17 protein-coding genes are annotated in these 21698 nt (G+C 74.0%); 6 read left to right on the forward strand and 11 right to left on the reverse strand.

Annotated features, from left to right (window positions below; translation table 11 throughout):
• Window positions 1–22: 22 nt before the first annotated feature.
• Both ABZ923_RS27100 and ABZ923_RS27105 read left to right on the forward strand, forming a co-directional pair.
• Window positions 23–1642 (forward strand): acyl-CoA synthetase, encoded by a 1620-nt coding sequence (locus ABZ923_RS27100; RefSeq protein WP_361476367.1) that lies wholly within the window; start codon window positions 23–25, stop codon window positions 1640–1642.
• A gap of 102 nt (window positions 1643–1744) precedes the next feature.
• Window positions 1745–3505: a sulfatase gene (locus ABZ923_RS27105; RefSeq protein WP_361476369.1), complete on the forward strand. Its 1761-nt coding sequence runs from the start codon at window positions 1745–1747 to the stop codon at window positions 3503–3505.
• A gap of 6 nt (window positions 3506–3511) precedes the next feature.
• Here ABZ923_RS27105 and ABZ923_RS27110 read toward each other — a convergent pair whose 3' ends face one another.
• Window positions 3512–4348, reverse strand: a complete 837-nt coding sequence (locus ABZ923_RS27110; RefSeq protein ID WP_361476370.1) for an alpha/beta hydrolase — start codon at window positions 4346–4348, stop codon at window positions 3512–3514.
• Window positions 4349–4514: 166 nt separating this feature from the next.
• On the opposite strand from ABZ923_RS27110, the gene paaK reads away from it, so the two are divergent.
• Complete coding sequence (paaK, locus tag ABZ923_RS27115; RefSeq protein ID WP_361476372.1) at window positions 4515–5825, forward strand: phenylacetate--CoA ligase PaaK; 1311 nt, start codon at window positions 4515–4517, stop codon at window positions 5823–5825.
• A gap of 147 nt (window positions 5826–5972) precedes the next feature.
• Here paaK and ABZ923_RS27120 read toward each other — a convergent pair whose 3' ends face one another.
• Complete coding sequence (locus tag ABZ923_RS27120; RefSeq protein WP_361476374.1) at window positions 5973–7469, reverse strand: acyl-CoA synthetase; 1497 nt, start codon at window positions 7467–7469, stop codon at window positions 5973–5975.
• Between the two features lie 113 nt (window positions 7470–7582).
• Here ABZ923_RS27120 and ABZ923_RS27125 point away from each other — a divergent pair, with 113 nt between their 5' ends.
• Window positions 7583–9997, forward strand: coding sequence for a penicillin acylase family protein (locus ABZ923_RS27125; RefSeq protein ID WP_361476376.1), 2415 nt, complete (start codon window positions 7583–7585; stop codon window positions 9995–9997).
• Between the two features lie 41 nt (window positions 9998–10038).
• Here ABZ923_RS27125 and ABZ923_RS27130 read toward each other — a convergent pair whose 3' ends face one another.
• Both ABZ923_RS27130 and ABZ923_RS27135 read right to left on the reverse strand, forming a co-directional pair.
• A complete protein-coding gene (locus ABZ923_RS27130; protein ID WP_361476378.1) occupies window positions 10039–11601 on the reverse strand; it encodes an acyl-CoA synthetase in 1563 nt (520 codons plus the stop codon).
• Window positions 11598–12710, reverse strand: a complete 1113-nt coding sequence (locus ABZ923_RS27135; RefSeq protein ID WP_361476380.1) for a nitronate monooxygenase family protein — start codon at window positions 12708–12710, stop codon at window positions 11598–11600. The genes ABZ923_RS27130 and ABZ923_RS27135 overlap by 4 nt, the downstream gene beginning before the upstream one ends.
• 165 nt (window positions 12711–12875) lie before the next feature.
• On the opposite strand from ABZ923_RS27135, the gene ABZ923_RS27140 reads away from it, so the two are divergent.
• Entirely contained in the window at window positions 12876–14663 is a 1788-nt protein-coding gene (locus ABZ923_RS27140) for a serine hydrolase (RefSeq protein WP_361476382.1), read from the forward strand.
• A 71-nt stretch (window positions 14664–14734) separates the two neighbouring features.
• On the opposite strand, the gene ABZ923_RS27145 is transcribed toward ABZ923_RS27140, so the two are convergent.
• From ABZ923_RS27145 to ABZ923_RS27160, 4 genes are all read right to left on the reverse strand, one after another.
• Window positions 14735–16297, reverse strand: a complete 1563-nt coding sequence (locus ABZ923_RS27145; RefSeq protein WP_361476383.1) for an NAD(P)/FAD-dependent oxidoreductase — start codon at window positions 16295–16297, stop codon at window positions 14735–14737.
• A 54-nt stretch (window positions 16298–16351) separates the two neighbouring features.
• The gene (locus ABZ923_RS27150) at window positions 16352–17212 is read right to left on the reverse strand and encodes an oxygenase MpaB family protein (RefSeq protein ID WP_361476395.1); all 861 of its coding nucleotides are present in this window, start codon (window positions 17210–17212) and stop codon (window positions 16352–16354) included.
• A gap of 271 nt (window positions 17213–17483) precedes the next feature.
• Window positions 17484–18662, reverse strand: a complete 1179-nt coding sequence (locus tag ABZ923_RS27155) for an acyl-CoA dehydrogenase family protein (protein WP_361476385.1) — start codon at window positions 18660–18662, stop codon at window positions 17484–17486.
• Window positions 18663–18763: 101 nt separating this feature from the next.
• Window positions 18764–19138: a ferredoxin gene (locus ABZ923_RS27160; protein ID WP_361476387.1), complete on the reverse strand. Its 375-nt coding sequence runs from the start codon at window positions 19136–19138 to the stop codon at window positions 18764–18766.
• Between the two features lie 116 nt (window positions 19139–19254).
• On the opposite strand from ABZ923_RS27160, the gene ABZ923_RS27165 reads away from it, so the two are divergent.
• Window positions 19255–19620 carry a DUF6479 family protein gene (locus tag ABZ923_RS27165; protein ID WP_361476389.1) on the forward strand — a complete coding sequence of 122 codons (366 nt, stop codon included), beginning with the start codon at window positions 19255–19257 and terminating at the stop codon, window positions 19618–19620.
• 76 nt (window positions 19621–19696) lie between these two features.
• On the opposite strand, the gene ABZ923_RS27170 is transcribed toward ABZ923_RS27165, so the two are convergent.
• From ABZ923_RS27170 to ABZ923_RS27180, 3 genes are all read right to left on the reverse strand, one after another.
• The gene (locus ABZ923_RS27170) at window positions 19697–20152 is read right to left on the reverse strand and encodes an RpiB/LacA/LacB family sugar-phosphate isomerase (protein ID WP_361476391.1); all 456 of its coding nucleotides are present in this window, start codon (window positions 20150–20152) and stop codon (window positions 19697–19699) included.
• 83 nt (window positions 20153–20235) lie between these two features.
• A complete protein-coding gene (locus tag ABZ923_RS27175; RefSeq protein ID WP_361476393.1) occupies window positions 20236–20430 on the reverse strand; it encodes a hypothetical protein in 195 nt (64 codons plus the stop codon).
• A gap of 88 nt (window positions 20431–20518) precedes the next feature.
• The gene (locus tag ABZ923_RS27180; protein ID WP_361476397.1) at window positions 20519–21685 is read right to left on the reverse strand and encodes an ANTAR domain-containing protein; all 1167 of its coding nucleotides are present in this window, start codon (window positions 21683–21685) and stop codon (window positions 20519–20521) included.
• Window positions 21686–21698 lie beyond the last annotated feature (13 nt).

Genomic DNA, 21698 nt, shown 5'->3' on the forward strand with positions numbered 1-21698 from the left:
GTGCCGGGGTCAGGAGGAAGCGGTGGAGTACAACCTTGCCGACCTGTTCGAGTCGGTCGTCGACGTGGCCGCGGACCGCGAGGCGCTCGTCTACCTCGACCATCCCGGCACGGGTGCGGAGCGCCGGCTGACGTACGCCGAACTGGACGCCGCCGCCAACCGCGTCGCGCACCACCTGGCCGACAGCGGCGTACGGCCCGGCGAGCACCTCGGCCTCCACCTGTACAACGGCGTCGAGTACCTGCAGACGGTCCTGGCCTGCCTGAAGGCCAGGATCGTCCCGGTCAACGTCAACTACCGCTATGTAGAAGACGAGTTGGTGTACCTCTACCAGGACGCGGACCTGGTCGCGCTGGTCTTCGACGCGGAGTTCGAGGACCGGGTCGCGGGGGCGCTGCCGCGGGCGCCGAAGCTGCGGCACCTGCTGCGGGTGGGCACCCCGGCCGTGGAGGCGGTGCGCGGGGCGGTGCCGTTCGCCGCCGCGGAGGCCGCCGGGTCGGCCGGGCGGAGCTTTCCCCCGCGCTCCGGGGACGACCAGTTCATCATCTACACCGGCGGCACGACGGGCATGCCCAAGGGGGTGATGTGGCGCCAGGAGGACCTGTTCTTCGCCGGGCTGGGCGGCGGGGCGCCCACCGGGGAGCCGGTGAAGGCGCCGCAGGAGCTGGCCGAGCGGGTCGCCGCCGGCGGTTCCGGGATCACCTTCTTCCCCACTCCCCCGCTGATGCACGGCACGTCGACGCTCACCGCCTTCATCGGCTTCAACTTCGGCCAACGGGTCGTGCTGCACCGCAGGTTCGTGCCGGAGGAGGTGCTGCGGACCGTCGAGCGGGAGCGGGTCACCAGCATGTCGCTGGTCGGGGACGCGATGCTCCGGCCGCTGATCGACGCGCTCGCCGGGCCGCTCAAGGGCACGGACTGCTCGGCGCTGTTCAGCGTCTCCTCCTCGGGCGCGATCATGTCGGAGACGGTGCGCCAGCAGTTCCGCGAGCTGCTCCCGAACGCGGTGCTGCTGAACAACTTCGGCTCCTCCGAGTCCGGCTTCAACGGCACCGCGACCGAGGACGCGGGCCCCGAGCGCGGCTTCCGCATCCGGGTCAACTCCCGCACCCGCGTGGTGGATCCGGCGACCCGCGAACCCGTGGCACCCGGCGAGGTGGGCCGGGTCGCGCAGTGCGGCCACGTGCCGCTCGGCTACTACAACGACCCGGCGAAGACCGCCGAGACGTTCTTCGAGAAGGACGGACGGCGCTGGGTGCTGCTCGGCGACATGGCGACGGTCGACGCGGACGGCGTGGTCACCGTCCTCGGCCGGGGCTCGCAGTGCATCAACACCGGCGGCGAGAAGGTGTACCCGGAGGAGGTCGAGCAGGCCCTCAAGGCGCATCCGGACGTGTACGACGCGCTGGTCGCCGGGGTGCCGGACGCCCGATGGGGCAGCCATGTGGCGGCCGTGGTGCAGCTGCGCCCGGGGGCGCCGCGCCCCTCGCTCGCCGACATCCAGCGCCACTGCCGTACCCGCCTGGCCGGTTACAAGGTCCCCAGGCAACTGGTGGTCACGGACACCGTCCAGCGGTCGCCGAGCGGCAAGGCCGACTACCGGTGGGCGCGGGAGGTGGCGGTCGCGGCGGAGCGGCCGTAGGCCGGGTGTCCCGCACCGCCGGCACCACTCCGACGACTACTCTGTGCACACAGTCGAGCCGTTCGCTGACGGATGGTGACGACCGCACGGAAGGACCTTCGGGTGTCTCACCTCACGCCTGGTCGCCTGCCGGACGGCACAGCGGCGCCGGACAGCGGCGCGGCGGCGGCCGGGTACGGTGCCGCGCGGGCGGCGCCGGCGGGTGCCGGGCGCCGCCGGACCGGGCGGCCGGCGCGCTGCGCGGCCGTCGGGGCGACCGTGCTCGCGGCCGTCGTCCTGCTGGGCGCGCTGCTCCTGCCCGACCGGCTCGACGGCCTCACCCCGTCCGCGTTCCTGCGCCTGCCGGTCGAGGGCATCGCGCTCGCCGCGGTGCTGCTCGTGCTGCCGCCCCGGGCGAGGCGGGCCGGCGCCGCCGCCGGCGGCCTCCTGACCGGGCTGCTCGCCCTGCTCAAGGGCGTCGACATGGGCTTCCAGGAGGTGCTGCTGCGCCCGTTCGACCCGGTGCTGGACTGGACCCTGCTGGGCAACGCGGCCGACTACCTGCGGGAGACGTCCGGCCGGACCGGCGCGCTGCTGGCCGCGGCCGGAGTCCTCGCTCTCGCGCTCGTCGTCCTCGCCCTGACCACGCTGGCGGCGGTGCGCCTGGTGACCGTGACGGCCCGTCACCGGCGGCACGCCGTCCGCGTCACCCTGGTGCTGGCGCTCGCCTGGACCACCTGCGTCACGCTCGGACTGCGCTCCGGCGGGGCACCGGTCGCCGCCACGATCGACGCGGACCTCGTCGGCGACCGCGTCCGGCAGGTCCGTACGTCCCTCGCCGACGCGCGGGTCTTCCGGCGCCAGGCCGCCCGCGACGCCTTCGCGCACACCCCGCCCGGCCGGCTGCTGACCGGGCTGCGCGGCAAGGACGTGCTGATCACCTTCGTCGAGAGCTACGGCCGTACGGCCCTGGAGGACCCGGCCGTCGCCCCGCGGGTCGGCGCGGTCCTGGGCGAGGGCACCGCCGCTCTGCGGGCGGCCGGCTTCCGGGCGCGCAGCGGCTGGCTGCGCTCGCCGGTGACCGGCGGCGGCAGCTGGCTGGCGCACGCGACCTTCCTGTCCGGGCTGTGGATCAGCAACCAGCAGCGGTTCCACACCCTCACCACCAGCGACCGGACCACACTCACCGGCGCCTTCCGCAGGGCGGGTGGCTGGCGGACGGCCGGCGTCATGCCCGGGATCGACCGGGCGTGGCCGGAGGGCGGGTTCTTCGGCCTGGACCACGTCCACGACCGGGCCCGCCTCGGCTACCACGGCCCGGGCTTCGGCTGGTCGCAGGTGCCCGACCAGTTCACCCTGGAGGCGTTCCGGCGGCTGGAGTCCGGGCGGCGGGGCCGGGGGCCGCTGATGGCGGAGATCGTCCTGACGTCCAGCCATCATCCGTGGGCGCCGGTGCCCCCCATGGCCGACTGGCGCGGCCTGGGCGACGGCTCCGTCTTCCGCCGCCCCGGCGGGGACGGCAGGGAGGGCAGCGAGGACAGGGACGCCGAGGAGGTGTGGAAGGACCCGCAGCGGCTGCGCGCAGGGTACCGGGACGCGATCACGTACTCGCTGCGCAGCCTCATCGGCTACCTGCGGCGCTACGGCGACGAGCGCACCGTCCTGGTCTTCCTCGGCGACCACCAGCCCGTCCCGGCGGTCACCGGGGCCGGCCCCCGCAAGGACGTGCCCGTGACGATCGTCGCCCACGACCCGAAGGTGCTGGAGCGGATCTCCGGCTGGGGCTGGACCGAGGGTCTCGCACCGGCCGCGGACGCCCCCGTCTGGGCGATGGACGCGTTCCGGGACCGGTTCCTCACGGCGTACGGCCCGCAGCCGGGCTGAGGACGCTCACCGGTCGAGGAAGGCGAGCGTACGGCTCACGAACCGCTCCGGGTCGTCCAGCCAGGGGTAGTGGGCGGCACCTGGCTGCACGGTGCACTCGGCGTGCGGGAAGGCCTCGGCGGTGCGGCGGGCGAGGCCGGGGCGGGGACCGCCGTCGAGTCCGCCCGCGTACACGAGGACCGGCGCGGTCAGGGCGGCGAGGGCGGCGCGGGTCGCGTCCGGGGTGAAGGCTCCCTCGGCGAAGTAGCGCTCGCCCGCCTCGTCGTTGGTCTGGTGCAGCTCGGCGTCCGCGTGCGCCCGGGCGGTGTCGTCCCAGCGGCCGTAAAAGAACGGCAGGAAGACGTCGTCGAACTCCGCCTCGCCGGCGAGCCAGGCCCGGAAGGCGGGGAACGCCCGGGCGAACCACGGCTCGTCGGCGCGCAGCCGGGCCGCGGCCAGCCGGTCCTCGGGCGTGGCCCGCAGGCCCAGGGCGGACGGGTTGGGGGTGACCAGGAGCAGCCGCCGTATCCGGTGCGGGTGGCGGGCCGCGTAGAGCACCGCCAGGGCGGCGCCCGCCGAGTGGGCGACCAGATCCATGTGTTCCAGACCCATGTGGGCCCGCCACACCTCCACGTCCGCGACCATCCGGTCGCAGCGGTACGTCGCCGGGTCCGCCGGCACCTCCGAGTCACCGGTGCCCCGCAGGTCGAGCAGGGCCAGCCGCCGGTGGGCGGTCAGCCCGCCGAGGTCTCCCAGGTAGGCGGAGGCCCGCATGGGGCCGCCGGGCAGCACGGCGAGCGGCTCCCCCGTGCCCCGCAGGTGGTAGGCGAGCCGGGTGCCGTCGGCGGTGGTGAAGGTCGGCATGCAGGTGATCATCGGGGCCGGCCCCGCCGGCCCGCAACGCCTTCGCGGTGCGGAAAATCCGCGCCGCCCTCTTGCCCGGGGCCGCGTGGCCTGTATTACTGGCCCCGAACAGATCGACCGAATGATCGGTCGGCCGGAAGGTGCTGCTGGTGAGGGAGACGTCGCGATGGCCGATGTGACGGACCTGCTCGACGCGGGCGAACGGCTCGGGCCCGAGGAGCTGCGGGCGCTGCAACTGGAGCGGCTGCGCGCCACCCTGCGGCACGCGTACGCGCACGTGCCGTTCTACCGGGAGTCCTTCGACAAGGCCGGCGTCCGCCCGGAGGACTGCCGTTCGCTCGCCGACCTCGCCCGCTTCCCCTTCACCACCAAGGCCGACCTGCGGGAGAACTACCCCTACGGCATGTTCGCCGTACCCCGGGAGCGGATCCGCCGGCTGCACGCCTCCAGCGGCACCACGGGACGCCCCACGGTGGTGGGCTACACGGACAACGACCTTTCCCTGTGGGCCGACATGGTGGCGCGGTCGATCAGAGCGGCCGGCGGCCGGCCGGGAGACGTCGTCCATGTGGCGTACGGCTATGGACTGTTCACCGGCGGCCTGGGCGCCCACTACGGTGCCGAGCGCCTCGGCTGTACGGTCGTCCCCGCGTCCGGCGGCATGACGGCCCGCCAGGTGCAGCTGATCCAGGACCTGGAACCGTCCGTCATCATGGTGACCCCCTCCTACATGCTCACCCTGCTGGACGAGTTCGAACGGCAGGGCGTGGACCCGCGAGGCACCTCGCTGCGGGTCGGCGTCTTCGGGGCCGAGCCCTGGACCGAGCAGATGCGGCGGGAGATCGAGGAGCGGTTCGCGATCGACGCCGTCGACATCTACGGGCTGTCCGAGGTGATCGGTCCCGGCGTCGCCCAGGAGTGCGCGGAGACCAAGGACGGCCTCCATGTGTGGGAGGACCACTTCTACCCCGAGGTCGTGGACCCCCTCACGGGCGAGGTGCTGCCGGAGGGCGAGCGGGGGGAACTGGTGTTCACCTCGCTGACCAAGGAGGCCATGCCGGTCGTGCGGTACCGGACGCGGGACCTGACGCGGCTGCTGCCCGGCACGGCCCGGGCGTTCCGGAGGATGGAGAAGATCACCGGGCGCAGTGACGACATGGTGATCCTGCGCGGGGTCAACCTGTTCCCGACCCAGATCGAGGAGATCGTGCTGCGCACGCCCGGGGTGGCGCCGCACTTCCAGCTGCGGCTGACCCGGGAGGGCCGCCTGGACGCGCTGACCGTCCGGGCCGAGGCCCGCCCGGACGCGCCGCCGGAGGTGCGGGACGCGGCGGCCCGGGCCATCGTCGCGGCGGTCAAGGACGGCATCGGCGTGTCGGTCGGCGTGGAGATCGTGGAGCCGGAGTCGCTGGAGCGGTCGGTGGGCAAGATCCGCCGCATCGTGGACCTGCGGCCACGGGACGGCGCACAGGGATAGCGAGCCCGGGGCGGCCCCGACCGGTCCCGGCGCCGTTCCCGCGGGCCCGCGTGCGCGGTCGTATCGACGTACTCCGACACGTCGGCGGCGCCTTGCTCCGGCGCCGGCGGTTGCCCGCCGACGTGCTGCTGCCGGAGCGGACCCCGGCTAGTCGCTGAAGCGGTCGCGCAGCTCGCGCTTGAGGATCTTGCCGCTGGCGTTGCGGGGCAACTCGTCCACGAACAGCACCCGTTTGGGCGCCTTGAACGGTGCGAGCCGCTCCTTCACGTGCGCGATGAGCTGTTCCTCCGTCACCTCGCCGCGCGGGACGACGACCGCGGTGACGGCCTCGATCCACCGTTCGTCGGGCAGGGCGATCACCGCGGCCTCCGCGACCGCCTCGTGGGTGTACAGGGCGTCCTCGACCTGGCGTGAAGCGACCAGCACGCCACCGGAGTTGATGACGTCCTTCACCCGGTCCACGATGGTGAAGTAGCCCTCGGCGTCCCGCACCGCGAGGTCCCCGGAGCGGAACCAGCCGTCGCGGAAGGCCTCGGCGGTCTCCTCGGGCTTGTCCCAGTAGCCCTCGCACAACTGCGGTGAGCGGTAGACGATCTCACCGGGCGTGCCGGCGGGGACCTCCTTGCCGTCCTCGTCGACCACCCGGGCGTCCACGAACAGGACGGGACGGCCGCAGGAGTCCATCCGTCCCTCGTGCTCGTCGGGCGCCAGGACGGTGGCCAGCGGGCCGATCTCGCTCTGGCCGAAGCAGTTGTAGAAGCCGAGCCCCGGCAGCCGCTCACGCAGGCGCTCCAGGACCGGCACCGGCATGACCGAGGCGCCGTAGTAGGCCTTGCGCAGCCCGGACAGGTCCCGGGTCGCGAAGTCCGGGCGGCCCGCCAGGCCGATCCACACCGTCGGCGGCGCGAACAGGCTGTCCACGCGCCCCGCCTCGATCAGGTCGAGCAGCCGGTCCCCGTCGGGCCCGTCGAGGATCAGGTTGGTGGCGCCGACCGCCAGGTACGGCAGCAGGAACACGTGCAGCTGCGCGGAGTGGTACAGCGGCAGGGAGTGCGCGGGGCGGTCGCCGGCGCTCAGGTCGAGGGCGGTGATCGCGCTCAGGTACTCGTGCACCAGGGCGCGGTGCGTCATCATCGCGCCCTTGGGGAGCGCGGTGGTGCCCGAGGTGTAGAGCAGCTGCACCAGGTCCTCGGTGCGCGGTTCCGGCCCGTCGTACACGGGTGCCGTCGCGAGCCGGGACAGGAGCGAGTCCTCGGCGTCGCGCAGCGGCAGCGTGCGGACGCCGTCGGGGAGCCGGTCGGCGAGGGAGGGGTCGGTGAGGACCAGGGAGCTGCCGGACTGGCCGACGAGGTACGCGAGGTCGTCACCGGTCAGGTTCTGGTTGACCGGCACGTGCACGAGGCCGGCGCGGGCGCAGGCCAGGAAGCCGATCAGGTAGGCGTCCGAGTTGTGGCCGTAGGAGCCGACCCGGTCGCCGGCGGTGAGGCCCTGTCCGAGCAGGACGCTCGCCGCACGGGAGACGGCCTCGTCCAGTTCCCCGTACGTCCAGGCGCGGTCGCCGTACTCGACCGCGGTCCGCGCCGGGGTGCGCCGGGCGCTGCGCCGCAGCACCCCGTCAACCGTGCTGCCCTGTCCCTGCGTCATGACTCATGATCCTCGGTCCGTCAGCGGTGCGGGTCAAGCACCCGGGGGCCTCGGACACATACCGGTTGGTACGCTCAACCGCACCTTCCCTCAATGATGTTGGGAGGCACCACTTGCGTTACCGCTTCAGACGACTGGCCGTCGCGGCCGTCGCCCTGCTCACCGCCTCGGCCGCACTGCCGGCCGCCGCGGCCGAGCGGCCGAGCCGCCAGGAACACCCCTCGCACGGCGGTCTGTCGGCCGTCATCCGCTACACCGAGTACGGCATTCCGCACATCCGCGCGAGGAGCTACGCGGACCTCGGCTTCGGCACCGGCTGGGCGCAGGCCGCCGACCAGGTGTGCGTCCTCGCCGACGGCTTCGTGACCGTGCGCGGTGAACGCTCGCGGTACTTCGGGCCGCACGCGGCGCCCGACGGCTCGCTGTCCTCGGCCGGCGACAACCTCTCCAGCGATCTGTACTTCCGGGGCGTCCGGGAGGCGGGCACGGTGGAGAAGCTGCTCGCCGAGCCGGCCCCGCTGGGCCCGAGCCGGCAGATCAAGGACCTGATGCGGGGCTACGCGGCGGGGTACGACGCCTGGCTGCGGCAGCACCGCACCACCGACCCGGCCTGCAAGGGCGCCGCCTGGGTGCGCCCGATCAGCACCGTGGACGTGGCGGCCCGTTTCTACGCCCTCGCCGTGATCGGCGGCCAGGGCGACGCCGTGGACGGCATCACCGGGGCCCGGCCGCCCACCGCCACCGCCCGGGCCCGGGGCGCCGGGACCGCGCCGGACGCCCGGGCCCTGATACGGGGCCTGGACCGGCGGGCCGCCGACGCGGACATGGGGTCGAACGCGGTCGCCTTCGCCGGCGGCACCACGGCCGACGGCCGCGGCCTGCTGCTGGGCAACCCGCACTACCCCTGGCAGGGCGGACGCCGGTTCTGGCAGGTACAGCAGACCATCCCGGGCGAGCTGGACGTGGCCGGCGCCGCGCTGCTCGGCTCGCCCACCGTCTCCATCGGCTACAACTCCCGGGTGGCGTGGAGCCACACCGTCTCCACCGGTGTGCCCTTCAACCTGACGCAGCTGGCGCTGGATCCGGCCGACCCGACGGTCTACCTGGTCGACGGCCGGCCGGAGCGGATGACGCGGCGGACCGTGACCGTGCCGGTCAAGGACGGCCCGCCGGTGACCCGCACCCAGTGGTGGACCCGGTACGGGCCGGTCGTGGCCTCCGGCGACGGCGACCTCCCGCTGCCCTGGACCACCACGACGGCGTTCGCGCTGAACGACCCCAACGCCGCGAACATGCGGTTCGCCGACACCTCGCTCGGCTTCGGGAAGGCACGGAACACGGCGGACGTCCTGGCGTCCCTCGCCCGGCACCAGGGCCTGCCCTGGGTGAACACGATCGCCGCGGACTCCTCGGGGCACTCGCTGTTCACCCAGTCGCAGGTGCTGCCCCGGATCACCGACGACCTGGCGGCGCGCTGCTCCACGGATCTCGGCAGGGCCACCTACCCGGCGGCGGGGCTCGCGGTCCTCGACGGCTCCCGCGGCGCCTGCGCCCCGGGCCGCGACGCCGACGCCGTGCAGCCGGGGACGTTCGGGCCCGCCCGCATGCCGACGCTGAAGGACGCCCCGTACGCGGAGAACTCCAACGACAGCGCCTGGCTGGCCAACGCCGACCGGCCGCTCACCGGGTACGAGCGGATCTTCGGCACCGTCGGCACCCCGCGCTCGCCGCGCACCCGGGGCGCGCTCGACGCCGTGGCGGCGATGGCGCGGCGGGGCGGTCTGACCGTGCGGGACCTGCAGCGGCAGCAGTTCGCGAACCGGGTGACCGTGGGCGCTCTGGCGGCCGGGGACGCGGCACGGGCGTGCGCCGCGCTGCCCGGTGGTCTCGCCAGGACCAAGGACGGCAAGGAGGTCGACGTCTCCGCGGCGTGCCCGGTGCTCGCCGGCTGGGACCGCACCGCCGGCACCGGCAGCCGGGGAGCACTGCTCTTCGACCGCCTCTGGCGGCGGATCGGCGCGCTGGTGCCGAACGCCCAGCGGTGGAAGGTGCCGTTCTCGGCGGCGGACCCGGTGCACACCCCGAACACGCTCGACACCGGTGCGCCGGGTTTCGCCACGGCCCTCGCGGACGCGGTGACGGAGCTGCGGGGGGCCGGCATTCCGCTCGACGCCCCGCTCGGCGAGCACCAGTTCGTCGTGCGCAACGGTGAGCGGATGCCCGTGCCGGGCGGCACGGAGGCGCTGGGCGTGTGGAACAAGGTCGAGCCGGTGTGGGACCCGGCGCACGGCGGGTACACGGAGGTGGTGATGGGGTCCAGCCACATCCAGGCGGTGGGCTGGGACGGCAGCCGGTGTCCGGTGGCGCGCACGCTGCTGACCTACTCCCAGTCCTCCGACCCGAACTCGCCGCACTACAGCGACCAGACCCGGTTGTTCTCCCGGCAGCAGTGGGTCACCCCGCGCTTCTGTGAGAAGGACATCCTGTCCTCCCCCGCGCTCGAGGTCGTCCACGTGCGGGAACGCTGAACCCGTGGTCCCGTCCCCCACGGGGCGGGACCACACCCGTCTCACACGGGACGTGTACGTCCCTCCCAGTAGGGGTCCCGCAACCGCCGTTTGTACAGCTTGCCGTTGGGGTCGCGGGGCATCTCGGCGGTGAAGTCGACGCTCCTGGGCCGCTTGTAGCCGGCGAGCCGCCCGGCGCAGTGGTCCAGGAGCGCGGCGGCCAGTTCGGGGCCGGGCTCGTGACCGGGGGCCGGTTCGACCACGGCCTTGACCTCCTCGCCCCAGTCGTCGTGCGGGATGCCGAAGACGGCGGCGTCGGCGACGGCGGGATGGGCGAGCAGGGCGGACTCGATCTCGGCCGGGTAGATGTTCACCCCGCCGGAGATGATCATGTCGATCTTGCGGTCGCGGAGGAAGAGGTAGCCGTCCTCGTCCAGGTAGCCGAGGTCGCCGACGGTGAAGAAGTCGCCGATGCGGTTCTTCCTCGTCTTGGCCTGGTCCTTGTGGTACGAGAAGCCGCCGGTGTTCATCTTCAGGTACACGGTGCCGAGTTCACCGGGCGGCAGCCGCCTGCCGTCCTCGTCGAAGATCGCCAGTTCGCTGATGGGCCAGGCCTTGCCGACCGTGCCGGGCTTCTTCAGCCAGTCCTCGGCGGTGGCGAACGCCCCACCGCCCTCGCTGGCGGCGTAGTACTCCTCCACACAGTCGCCCCACCAGTCGATCATCGCGCGTTTCACGTGGTCGGGGCAGGGCGCGGCCCCATGGATGGCGTGCCGCATGGACGAGACGTCGTACGACCGCCGCACCTCCTCGGGCAGGGCCAGCAGCCGGTGGAACTGGGTGGGGACCATATGGGTGTGTGTGCACTTGTGTGCGTCGATGACACGGAGCATCTCCTCGGGCGTCCACTTGTCCATCAGCACCAGGCGGTGCCCGATGTGCAGGGAGGCGCCCGCGAACTGGAGGACGGCGGTGTGGTACAGCGGAGAGCAGACGAGGTGCACGTTGTCGTCGTACGGCGTGATGCCGAAGATGCCGAGGAAGCCGCCGAGGTAGGCCTCCTCGGGGCGCTTGCCGGGCAGCGGGCGGCGGATGCCGCGCGGGCGTCCGGTCGTGCCCGAGGTGTAGTTCATGACCCAGCCCAGTTCCCGGTCCTCCGGCGCCGAGCCGGGCCGGCCGTCGAGGAGTTCGGCGTACGGCCGGAAGCCCTCGACGGTGCCGACGGCGTACCGGTGGCTCGCCGGCAGCCCGGCCTCGTCGGCCGCCCCGCGGGCCGGGCCGGCGAACCGTTCGTGGGCGATGAGCACCTTGGCGCCGGAGTCGGTGACGATCCAGGCGATCTCCGGGCCCACGAAGTGGTGGTTGACGGGGACGAGGTAGAGGCCGGCCTGGCTGGCGGCGAGGTAGGCGGTGACGAACTCGGCGCCGTTGGGCAGGACGACCGCGAAGGCGTCCCCGCGCCGGAGGCCGGCGGCGCGCAGGCCGTGGACGAGGCGGTTGGCGGCGGCGTGCAGCCGTCCGGCCGTCCACTCCTCGCCGTCCGGTGCGATCAGGACCGTTCGGCCGGGGTCCCGGGTGGCCTGGGCCCAGAAACCGGCGGGGGGTGTGTTCGCGGGGGCGCTCACGACTGGCCGCTCCTTCCGGCGATGCGGTTGACGCGGTCCACGGCCTCCTCGAAGCCGCGGGTGAGGTCGTCGAAGACCTCCTGGACGCTGCGTTCGGCGGTCATCCGGCCGACGATCTGGCCGACGGGGGTGCCGAGCAGCGGCTCGACCTCGTACTTCTGGATGCGGGAGACGGCCTCGGCGACCAGCAGTCCCTGCAGCGGCATGGGCAGGGTGCCGGGGCCGGCCGGGTCGTCCCAGGCGTCGGTCCACCCGGTACGGAGCTGGCGGGCGGGTTTCCCGGTGAGGGCGCGGGAGCGGACGGTGTCCCCGGAGCCGGCGGCGAGCAGCTTGCGGGTGAGGGCGGGCGAGTGGAGGTCCGCTTCCGTGGTGGTCAGCCATAGAGAGCCCAGCCATACACCTTGGGCGCCCAGAGCCAGCGCGGCCGCCACCTGCCGGCCGCTGCCGATGCCCCCGGCGGCCAGGACGGGCAGCGGGTCGACGGCATCCACGATCTCGGGCGTGAGGACCATGGTGGCGATCTCCCCGGTGTGGCCGCCGGCCTCGTAGCCCTGGGCCACGACGACGTCGATGCCCGCCTCCCGGTGTTTGCGGGCGTGCCGGGCGCTGCCGGCGAGGGCGGCGACGAGGACGTCCCGGTCGTGGGCGCGCGCGACGACGTCGGCGGGCGGGGAGCCGAGAGCGTTGGCCAGCAGCCGGATCGGGTAGTCGAAGGCGACGTCGAGCTGGGTGCGGGCGACCTGTTCCATCCAGCCGGTGATGCGCCACCCGGAGGCCTCGCCGTCGGCCAGTTCCGGCACCCCGTGCGCGGCGAGGGTGTCCCGTACGAACCGCCGGTGCTCCTCGGGGATCATCGCCTCGACGTCCGCCTCGGTCACGCCTTCGACCTTCTTGGCGGGCATGACCACGTCCAGCCCGTAGGGCCGGCCGTCGGCGTGTGCGTCGAGCCAGTCGAGGTCGCGCTTGAGGTCGTCGGGGGTGGTGTAGCGGACCGCGCCGAGCACGCCGAAGCCGCCGGCCCGGCTGAGGGCCGCGGCGACGGCGGGGAACGGCGTGAAGCCGAAGACGGCGTGCTCGATTCCCAGTTTCCTGCTCAGCTCCGTCTGCATGGGCGCAGGATGCCGCAGCGGGCCGGACGACGGAAGACATTTTCTGATACTCCGTCAGATTCCTCGGAAGGTCTCGCGCCCCGTTGACACACCCCCCGCCTGACAGGAAAGTTTCACGACGCAGGGCAAGCCCGGAAAGATTCTTTCAGGCGGGAGGGCCGCAGCATGACGGACGACGTGGCAGGCGGACGAACGGGCGGACCGACCCGCCGGCGGCTCGTGGTGGGCTCCCTGGCCACGGGCGGCGCGCTGGCCCTCGGTGCGCTCCCGGCGGGCCCGGCCGCCGCCGCACCCGCCGCCGGCCGCCACCCCGCCCTGCGCCACGGCTCGCCGGAACGCGCCGGGCTGCTCCCCGCCCACCTGCGGCAACTCGTCACGGACGCCGAGGCGTTCCTCGCCCCCTCGCCCCGGCACCCCTGGTACGCGGGCGCCGTCCTGCTCGCCGGGCGCGGCCACACCGTGGCGCTGCACGAGCCGATCGGCATGGCGGTGCGCTACGCCGGTTACGACGAGAAGACCGACACCGGCATCGAACTGCCTCCGGAGCGGCAGCTCCCCATGACCCGGGACACCGTGTTCGACCTGGCCTCGGTCTCCAAGCTGTTCACCTCGATCCTCGCCGTCCAGCAGATCGAGCGGGGCGCGCTGGAGCTGGAGGGCGAGGTCGCCGTCCACCTTCCCGACTTCGGGCGCGCGGGCAAGCAGTACGTGACCATCCGTCAGCTCCTGACCCACACCTCGGGTTTCCGTTCCTGGATCCCGCTGTACAACGCGCCGACGTACGAGGAGAAGCTCCAGCTCATCTGGAACGAGGCACTCCTCGCCCCGCCGGGCACCGCCTACCTCTACTCCGACCTGAACCTGATCTCCCTGCAACTCGTCCTGGAGGAGGTCACCGGCCGCACCCTGGACACCCTGCTGCGCGAGGAGATCACCGGACCGCTCGGCCTGGACAGCACCCGCTACAACCCGCCCGCCTCCTGGCGGCCGCGGATCGCGGCCACCGAGGACGCGCGCAGACCCTGGTCCGGGCTGGACCGGGGGCTGGTGTGGGGCGAGGTGCACGACGAGAACGCGTACAGCCTGGGCGGTGTGGCCGGGCACGCGGGTGTCTTCGCGAACGCGTGGGACCTCGCGGTGCTCGGCCGGACGCTGCTCGACGGCGGCCGCCACGGCCGGGCGCGCATCCTGCGCCCGGAGTCGGTGGAGCTGATGTTCACCGACTTCAACACCGCCTTTCCCGGCGACGAGCACGGACTCGGCTTCGAGCTGTACCAGCACTGGTACATGGGGGCGATGGCCACCCCGCGCACGGCCGGCCACACCGGCTTCACCGGCACCTCGCTCGTGCTCGATCCCTCGACCGACTCGTTCCTGGTGGTCCTCGGCAACTCCGTCCACCCGGTGCGCACCTGGCGGTCCGGTTCCGCGCCCCGGGTCGCCGCCGGCAACCGGCTCGCCCGCGCGGTGCCGGTCCGCCCGGCGCGCGGCCGCGCGGCCTGGTTCTCGGGCATGGCCGACGCCACGACCGCGACCCTGACCCTGCCGGCGCTGGACACCTCCGCCGGCCCGGCCCGCCTGCGCTGTGCCCTGTGGTGGGACACCGAGCCCCGCTCCGACACGGTGGTGCTGGAGGCCACGACGGACGACGGCACCACCTGGCAGCCGGTGCCCTTCACCACCACCCGGCACGGCAGGGATCCCGAGCACCACCCGGCGGGCACGGTCACCGGCTGGTCGGGCCGGGCCTGGCACCGGGTGACCGCGGCCCTGCCGGCCGGCCCGCGGCTGGTCCTGCGCTGGCGGTACACCACCGACCGGCGGTACGTCGGCCGGGGCGTGTACGTCGACGCGCTGCGGGTCGGGACCGGCGGGGCGGTGCTGTTCGACGGGGCACGCCCGGCGGACGCGGCACGGATCACGGCGACGGGCTGGCAGACCTCGGCGGACTGAGACGGCCGGTACGGCGTCGGCGCCGGGCCGGGCCGGACGGTACGCCGTCCTGGCGGGCCCGGGCCGGGCGGTCAGCCGCGCTCCAGCACCGCCATCGCCGCGTTGTGCCCCGGCACCCCGCTCACCCCGCCCCCGCGCACCGCGCCCGCCCCGCACAGCAGGACGTTCGCGTGCCGCGTCTCCACGCCCCAACGGCCGCTGTCCTCCTGGGCGTAGGGCCAGGACAGGGCCCGGTGGAAGATGTTGCCGCCGGGCAGCCGCAGGTCCCGTTCGAGGTCGAGCGGGGTCTTCGCCTCGATGCAGGGGCGGCCGTCGGCGTCGGTGGCCAGGCAGTCGGCGAGGGGTTCGGCCAGGTGGGCGTCGAGCTGGGCGAGGGTGGAGCCGAGCAGTTCCTCGCGTACGGCGTCGTTGTCCCGGTCGAAGAGCCGGGCCGGGGTGTGCAGGCCGAACAGGGTGAGGGTGTGGTAGCCGCGCTCGGCGAGGTCGGCGCCGAGGATGGAGGGATCGGTCAGGGAGTGGCAGTAGATCTCCGACGGCGGTGCGGTGGGCAGTTCGCCGGCGGCGGCCTGGGCGTGGGCGGCGGCCAGTTCCGCGTAGCCCTCGGCGATGTGGAAGGTGCCCGCGAACGCCTCCCGCGGGTCGGCGTCGGGGTCGCGCAGCCGGGGCAGCCGCTCCAGCAGCATGTTGACCTTGAGCTGGGCGCCCTCGGCGGGTTCGGGCGCCGCATCGCCGGTGAGGGCGGCCAGTTCGTGGGGGGAGGCGTTCACCAGGACGTGCCGGGCGGCGGCGACGCCCTCGCCGTCGGCCGTGCGGTAGGCGACCTCGGCGGTGTGCCCGTCGGTGTCGATCCGGATCGCCTCGTGCCCGGTGGCGATGCGCGCCCCCGCCGTGCGCGCGGCGGCGGCCAGCGCGTCGGTGAGGGCGCCCATGCCGCCGACGGGCACGTCCCAGGCGCCGGTGCCGCCGCCGATGACGTGGTACAGGAAGCAGCGGTTCTGGGCGAGGGAGGGGTCGTGGGCGTCGGCGAAGGTGCCGATGAGCGCGTCGGTGAGGACGACGCCCCGCACCAGGTCGTCGGCGAAGGTCTCCTCGACGGCCACGCCGAGCGGCTCCTCGAACAGGGTCCGCCAGGCGGTCTCGTCGTCGATGCGGCGGCGCAGGGCGTCGCGGGTGGGCAGCGGTTCGGTGAGGGTCGGGAAGACGCGCTGGGCGACGCGGCCCGTCATGCCGTAGAAACGCTGCCAGGCCTCGTACTCGCGGTCACCGCCGGTGAGCCGGGCGAACGCCTCCCGGGTGCGCTGCTCTCCCCCGCCGACCAGGAGGCCGGTGGGCCGCCCCGCCCGCTCCACGGGGGTGTACGAGGAGATGGTGCGGGTGCGGACGCGGAAGTCCAGCCCGAGGTCGCGCACGATCTTCTCGGGCAGCAGGCTGACCAGGTAGGAGTAGCGGGACAGCCGGGCCTCCACCCCGGCGAACGGGCGGGTGGAGACGGCCGCGCCGCCGGTGTGGTCCAGCCGTTCCAGCACCAGCACGGAGCGGCCGGCCCGGGCCAGGTAGGCGGCGGCGACCAGGCCGTTGTGGCCGGCGCCGACGATGACGGCGTCGTACGCGCGGGGTGTCTCGTTCGCGGACATGGTCCTTCGTAGCACGCGGTGATCGGCGACGGCCAGAGGCGGGCCCGGCGCCGGTCACGGGCGCAGTCTCGCCGGTGCCGGGCGGGCGTCCGGGCCGAGGCGTGCCATGGCGCGCAGGATGTGCTTCGGCGGGAGCTGCCAGCGCAGCCGGGCCGGGATGCGGCGCAGCAGGGCGCCGGTGGCGCGCAGCCTCCGGGTGACGGCGGCGGGCGCGGGGGCCGGTCTGCCGTACAGCTCGTGGGCGTACGGCGGCAGCGCGGCGTACGCCAGCAGGGCCACCCGCCGCCACAGCAGTGCGCGTGCCGGGACGAGGAGGGGGTGCACCGGCGGGCGGAGCAGGAAGTCGTCCACCTCGCGCGCCTCGGGTCCGGCGGCCAGGTGCGGGCGGACCCGGTCGAAGTAGGCGGCCAGCTCCGCCCGGCCGGCCGGTACGGTCTCCGGGTCGAGCCCCACCAGCCGGGCGGCGGCCCGGTGTTCGGCGATGTACCGGTCGGCCTGGGCGTCGGTGAGCGGGACGCCGGAGCGGCGCAGGACGTGCAGGTAGGAGTCGATCTCCGCGCAGTGCACCCAGAGCAGCAGTTCGGGCTCGTCGACGCCGTACCGCTCACCGCTGTCCGGGTCGGTGGCGGTGAGCATGCCGTGGATCTTCCGGACGCGGGCGCCGGCCCGTTCGGCGGCCTCGGTCGTGCCGTAGGTCGTCGTGCCGACGAAGTCCGCGGTCCGCAGCAGCCGCCCCCAGGCGTCCCGCCGGAAGTCGGAGTTCTGCGTGACACCGCGGACCGCGCGCGGGTGCAGGGCCTGGAGGTAAAGCGCGCGGATGCCGGCGACCCACATCATGGGGTCGCCGTGCAGCTGCCAGGTGACGGACGCGGGGGTGAACAGCCCGGGGTCGCCCCGGCCCGCGGGTGGGACCACAGCCACTGGACGTCACCTCTTGTCGCCACACGGGTCTGTGGAGCATCCCTGCCCAGGCCGGCCTGGATCATGCCGTGTCCCGGCAAGTGCAGCCGGGCCGGCCGGTCCGCGGAGACGCCCGCCTCGCCGAGCAGACACAGGCGCTCGTCGTGCGTGCGCCGGGAGCCCATCGCGTCGACGTTGCCTCTCTTCCGGATCTTGCCGGTGTCGCGGGGCTCGGTCGGCCAGTTGGCGCGGTCGCTCGGGGCCGGCCTGATCCGGAAGGGAGACCCTAGCGCCGCACCCGGGGCATCCCCAGGCCGATCCAGGAGATGATCTCGCGCTGGATCTCGTTGTTGCCGCCGCCGAAGGTGAAGATGACCGCCGAGCGGTAGCCGCGCTCCAGTTCGCCGTGCAGGACGGCGCTCGCCGAGCCCTCCTTCAGCGGGCCGGCGGCGGCGAGGATCTCCATGAGCCAGGCGTAGGCGTCCCGGCGGGCCTCGGAGCCGTAGACCTTGACCGCGGAGGCGTCCTGCGGGGTGAGGGTGCCGTCCTGGACGGCCGAGACCATCTGCCGGTTGAGGAGCTTGAGCGCGTCGAGCCGGGTGTGCGTGCGGGCCAGCAGCCGGCGCACCCAGGGCAAGTCGGCGACCCGCCGGCCGTCGCCGAGCTTGGTCTCCATCGCCCAGCGCTGTACGTCGTGCAGGGCGCGGATCGCCATGGTGCCGTGGGCGGCGAGGGTGACGCGTTCGTGGTTGAGCTGGTTGGTGATCAGCCGCCAGCCCTCGTTCTCCGCGCCGACGCGGCGGGAGACGGGGACGCGGACGTTCTCGTAGTAGCTGGCGGTGGTGTCGTGGGAGGCGAGGGTGCGGATGAGGGTGCAGGAGTAGCCGGGGTCGGAGGTCGGCACCAGCAGCATGGTGATGCCCTTGTGCGGCGGGGCCGCGGGGTCGGTGCGCACGGCCAGCCACACCCAGTCCGCGGTGTCGCCGTTCGTGGTCCAGATCTTCTGCCCGTTGACGACGTAGGCGTCGCCGTCGCGTACGGCGCGGGTCCTGAGCGAGGCGAGGTCGGTGCCGGCGCCGGGCTCGCTGTAGCCGATCGCGAAGTCGATCTCGCCGGAGAGGATGCGGGGCAGGAAGTACGCCTTCTGCTCGTCGGTGCCGTACCGCATGAGGGTCGGCCCGACCGTGTTCAGCGCCATCAGCGGCAGGGGTACGCCGGCCTGGGCGGCCTCGTCGAAGAAGATGAACTGCTCCATCGCCGTCATTCCGCGCCCGCCGTACTCCTCGGGCCAGCCGACACCGAGCCAGCCGTCCGTGCCGAGGCGGCGGATGGTCTCGCGGTAGAACCGCTTCTGCGCGGCCGGGTCCGCGTACCGGGCGTAGGCGTTGTCCGGAACCAGCTCGGCGAAGTAGGCGCGCAGCTCGGTGCGCAGCCGCTGCTGCTCGGGCGTGTGGTCGAGGTGCACGGCGCCTCCAGGCTCCCCAAGGCGGTCCTGACGGCGCACACCGTAGAACGTGTTCCAGAAATTGGGAATGCCGGGGCCCGGGCGAATCGCGCTGCGGGTCCTTACTTGAGGGTCTCCAGGAAGTCGGTACAGGCGGCGGCGCAGGCCCGGCAGGTGGCCGCGGCCGATTCGGCGCCGGGGTGTTCGTCGAAGGCGCGGGCGCACTCCAGGCACACCGAGCGGCACCAGTCCACCCGGACCCGGATCGTCTCCTCGTCCTGCCGGCCCTCCTCGCACAGCACCCGGCAGGTCGCGTCGCACACCTCGGCGCACATGATGCCCAGCCGGCGCACCCGCTCCTGCCGCTCGGTGCCGTCAGGGTCGACGAGGCTCGCGCGCACGGCGCAGGCCCGGGCGCACTCCGTGCAGGCCTGGGCGCAGGTGAAGCGGTCCTCCAGGAACCGGTAGAGCTGCTGCTGTGAAGTCGGGGATGTCACACCGTGCGGGTAGCCGGGGCGGGCGGCGGCAAACACCGGAAAACGGCCACGCACACTCCCCGCCGTAACCCATAGTGTCCGGGTTCGTCCGGTTCCGAGTGGGGTATTCCTGTTCTATGAACACCGCATCGATGCAGCTGGCCGCGGCGAGCGGCCTGATGAGCCTCTTCATGTTCATCGTGGCCGTGGGCGTGCTCGCGCTGCTCGCCGGCGGCTTCTGGATGACCTCCCGCGTCAGGTCCAACGAGTCCCCGCGCCCGCGCCCCGATGAGCAGCCGAAGCTGCCGGAGGACGGTCCGGTGCGCGAGATCCGGCAGAACAGGGAGTCCGCGGAGGTTCCCCGGACGGCCAAGGGCGACCGCCCGCTCACCCCGTACGAGCTGAGCAACATGGACAGCAGGCCGAGCGAGTCCGAGGAGCGTCCGCGCTGGAGCAAGGGCTCCAGCGGCTCCTTCGGCGGCGGCGGACTCGGCGCCCACTGAAAAGCCCCGCCGCACGGCCCCCGCCGCACAGCCTCCGGCACCCCGGCCCGCGCCGGACCGCCGTACGCCCCCGGACCTAGGTCGTCGTCCGGGCGGCGTCCAGGCGGCCGACGCGGGCCACGTTCTGCCGGTCCTCCGGATCCTGGCTGGGCTCGGCCCGGAACCAGGCGTCGAGGATCTCCTTGAGGACGGGTTCGGAGGTCAGCCGCAGGCTGAGCGCGAGGACGTTGGCGTCGTTCCAGCGGCGCGCGCCGTCGGCCGTGGCGGCGTCCGTGCACAGCGCGGCACGCACGCCCGGCACCTTGTTGGCCGCGATGGACGCGCCGGTGCCGGTCCAGCAGCACACCACCGCCTGGTCGGCGTCGCCGTCGGCCACCTCCCGGGCGGCGGCCTCGGTGCAGGCCGCCCACTGCGCGTCGGCGCCGGGCCGCAGCGCGCCGTGCTCCCGGACGTCGTGACCGCGCCGGCGCAGCTCCGCGACCAGCAGCCGGGCCACGGGTTCGTCCATGTCGGAGGAGACGGAGATCCGCATACCACGGAGGGTAACGCCTGCCCGTCGCCGGACATGCCGAACGGCCCGCTGGGGGCCGTTCAACCGGGCGGAGCGAGGGGAGGTCAGGGGTGGTCGGGCTGCTGTGCCGGGGGCACGCCGCCGCCCTCTCCCCCGCCCTTGGCGCCCTTGTCCGTGCCGTGCGGGCGGCCGCCCGTGTCACGGCGGGCCTGCTGACGGGCCTTGAGCTCGCCGACGTCCTGCGGGGTGGCGCCGCCCTTGTCGCTGCGGCGCTGTTCGGGCTGCTGCGGATTGCTCATGCGCCGGACTCCCTCCGGTGGTGCGTGTTTCCGTGCGGGGTCCGGGTTCCCAGGGCTGCGCGGGTGACGCACGCCGTCCGCGGACGGCTCAGGGGGCGGGGCGGGTCAGCGCCTGGTGCAGATGTTCGAGGGCGTCCAGGAGCACCGAGCGGTGGTACCAGTTCAGCCACGCCGAGGTGTCCGCGGCCAGCAGGGCGAACGCCTCGGCCTGCGCGGCGGTCGGCCGGTGGCCGGCGTCGGGCCGGAGCAGGGTGATCACGCCGGTGCACGAGCCGGCGGAGGAGAGCACCGGGACGCTGTGCACGGCGTGGGCGCCGGTGGCCAGCAGGGCGTGCCGGCTGTCGTCGGAGAGCCGCGGGTCGGCGGTGACGTCGGGCACGCTCACCTGGCGGCCCCGGACGCGGGCCGCCGCGTCGGCCGTGCCGTCGCCCCGGCCGCCCACGAGGTGGTCCAGGAACGTTTCCGCACAGCCGTGGTGGGTCTCCAGCATCAGGGCGTGCACGGCCGGGTCCACGAACTGCACGTAACCGGCGGGTGCCTGGCCGATGGCCAGCGCCTCGTGCAGCACGGCGTCGATCATCTGCCGCCGGCACCGGGGGTCCCGGCCGCTCCGGGCCAGGATCCGCAGCCGGGGCACCGGCAGGGCGCGGCGCCCGGGGAACCACACCTCGCCGTCCGGTGGCCGGGCCACCACGACGGCCGAGACCAGGACCCGCAGCGGCACGTTGAACCGCTGCGAGGCCTCGCGCAGCGCCCGGAAGGCGCTGCCGGAGTCCGGCAGGCCGTACCGGACCATGAGCGTGCCCTGCGCCATGCCGATCACCGGGGCGGTGCGCACCCGGGCCCGCAGCGCGCGGACCTCCTTGTGCAGGTCGTCGTACGAGGGGCGCAGCGGGTCCGCCATCTGGGAGTGCCAGGCGGGCAGCTCCTCCACCCGGGCGGCGGCGCGGGCCAGCTCGCGCAGCGCCTCGTCGAGCGTGGCGTACAGCCGGACGCCGTCGAGGCGGGCCAGGTGCACCGCCTCGCGGACGCCGGGCCGGGCGCGGACGATGATCAGGTCCGGGCGTCCGGTGCGGGCCCGGGTGGTCTCGCTGAGCGTGCGCAGCACGGCGGCGCCGCCCAGCTGGACGTGCGCCATGTCGAGCACGGGGCGCAGCCCGGCGCGGTCCGCCTGTTCCAGGTGACCGCGCAGTTCCTCCGACCAGGCCTCGGCCGCCCTGGGCCCCGCCGCCGCGCCCCTGCACGACCTGATCACCGCCGAACTGACC

Source organism: Streptomyces sp. NPDC046881 (assembly GCF_040645015.1).
Lineage (GTDB): Bacteria > Actinomycetota > Actinomycetes > Streptomycetales > Streptomycetaceae > Streptomyces.

Excerpts from the sequence above, each read along its gene's own strand:
- ABZ923_RS27135 (WP_361476380.1), bottom strand. The coding sequence starts at position 12,710 with ATGCAGACGGAGCTGAGCAGGAAACTGGGAATCGAGCACGCCGTCTTC.
- ABZ923_RS27165 (WP_361476389.1), top strand. The coding sequence starts at position 19,255 with ATGAACACCGCATCGATGCAGCTGGCCGCGGCGAGCGGCCTGATGAGC.
- ABZ923_RS27170 (WP_361476391.1), bottom strand. The coding sequence starts at position 20,152 with ATGCGGATCTCCGTCTCCTCCGACATGGACGAACCCGTGGCCCGGCTG.
- ABZ923_RS27110 (WP_361476370.1), bottom strand. The coding sequence starts at position 4,348 with ATGCCGACCTTCACCACCGCCGACGGCACCCGGCTCGCCTACCACCTG.
- ABZ923_RS27175 (WP_361476393.1), bottom strand. The coding sequence starts at position 20,430 with ATGAGCAATCCGCAGCAGCCCGAACAGCGCCGCAGCGACAAGGGCGGC.
- ABZ923_RS27140 (WP_361476382.1), top strand. The coding sequence starts at position 12,876 with ATGACGGACGACGTGGCAGGCGGACGAACGGGCGGACCGACCCGCCGG.
- ABZ923_RS27120 (WP_361476374.1), bottom strand. The coding sequence starts at position 7,469 with ATGACGCAGGGACAGGGCAGCACGGTTGACGGGGTGCTGCGGCGCAGC.
- paaK (WP_361476372.1), top strand. The coding sequence starts at position 4,515 with ATGGCCGATGTGACGGACCTGCTCGACGCGGGCGAACGGCTCGGGCCC.
- ABZ923_RS27145 (WP_361476383.1), bottom strand. The coding sequence starts at position 16,297 with ATGTCCGCGAACGAGACACCCCGCGCGTACGACGCCGTCATCGTCGGC.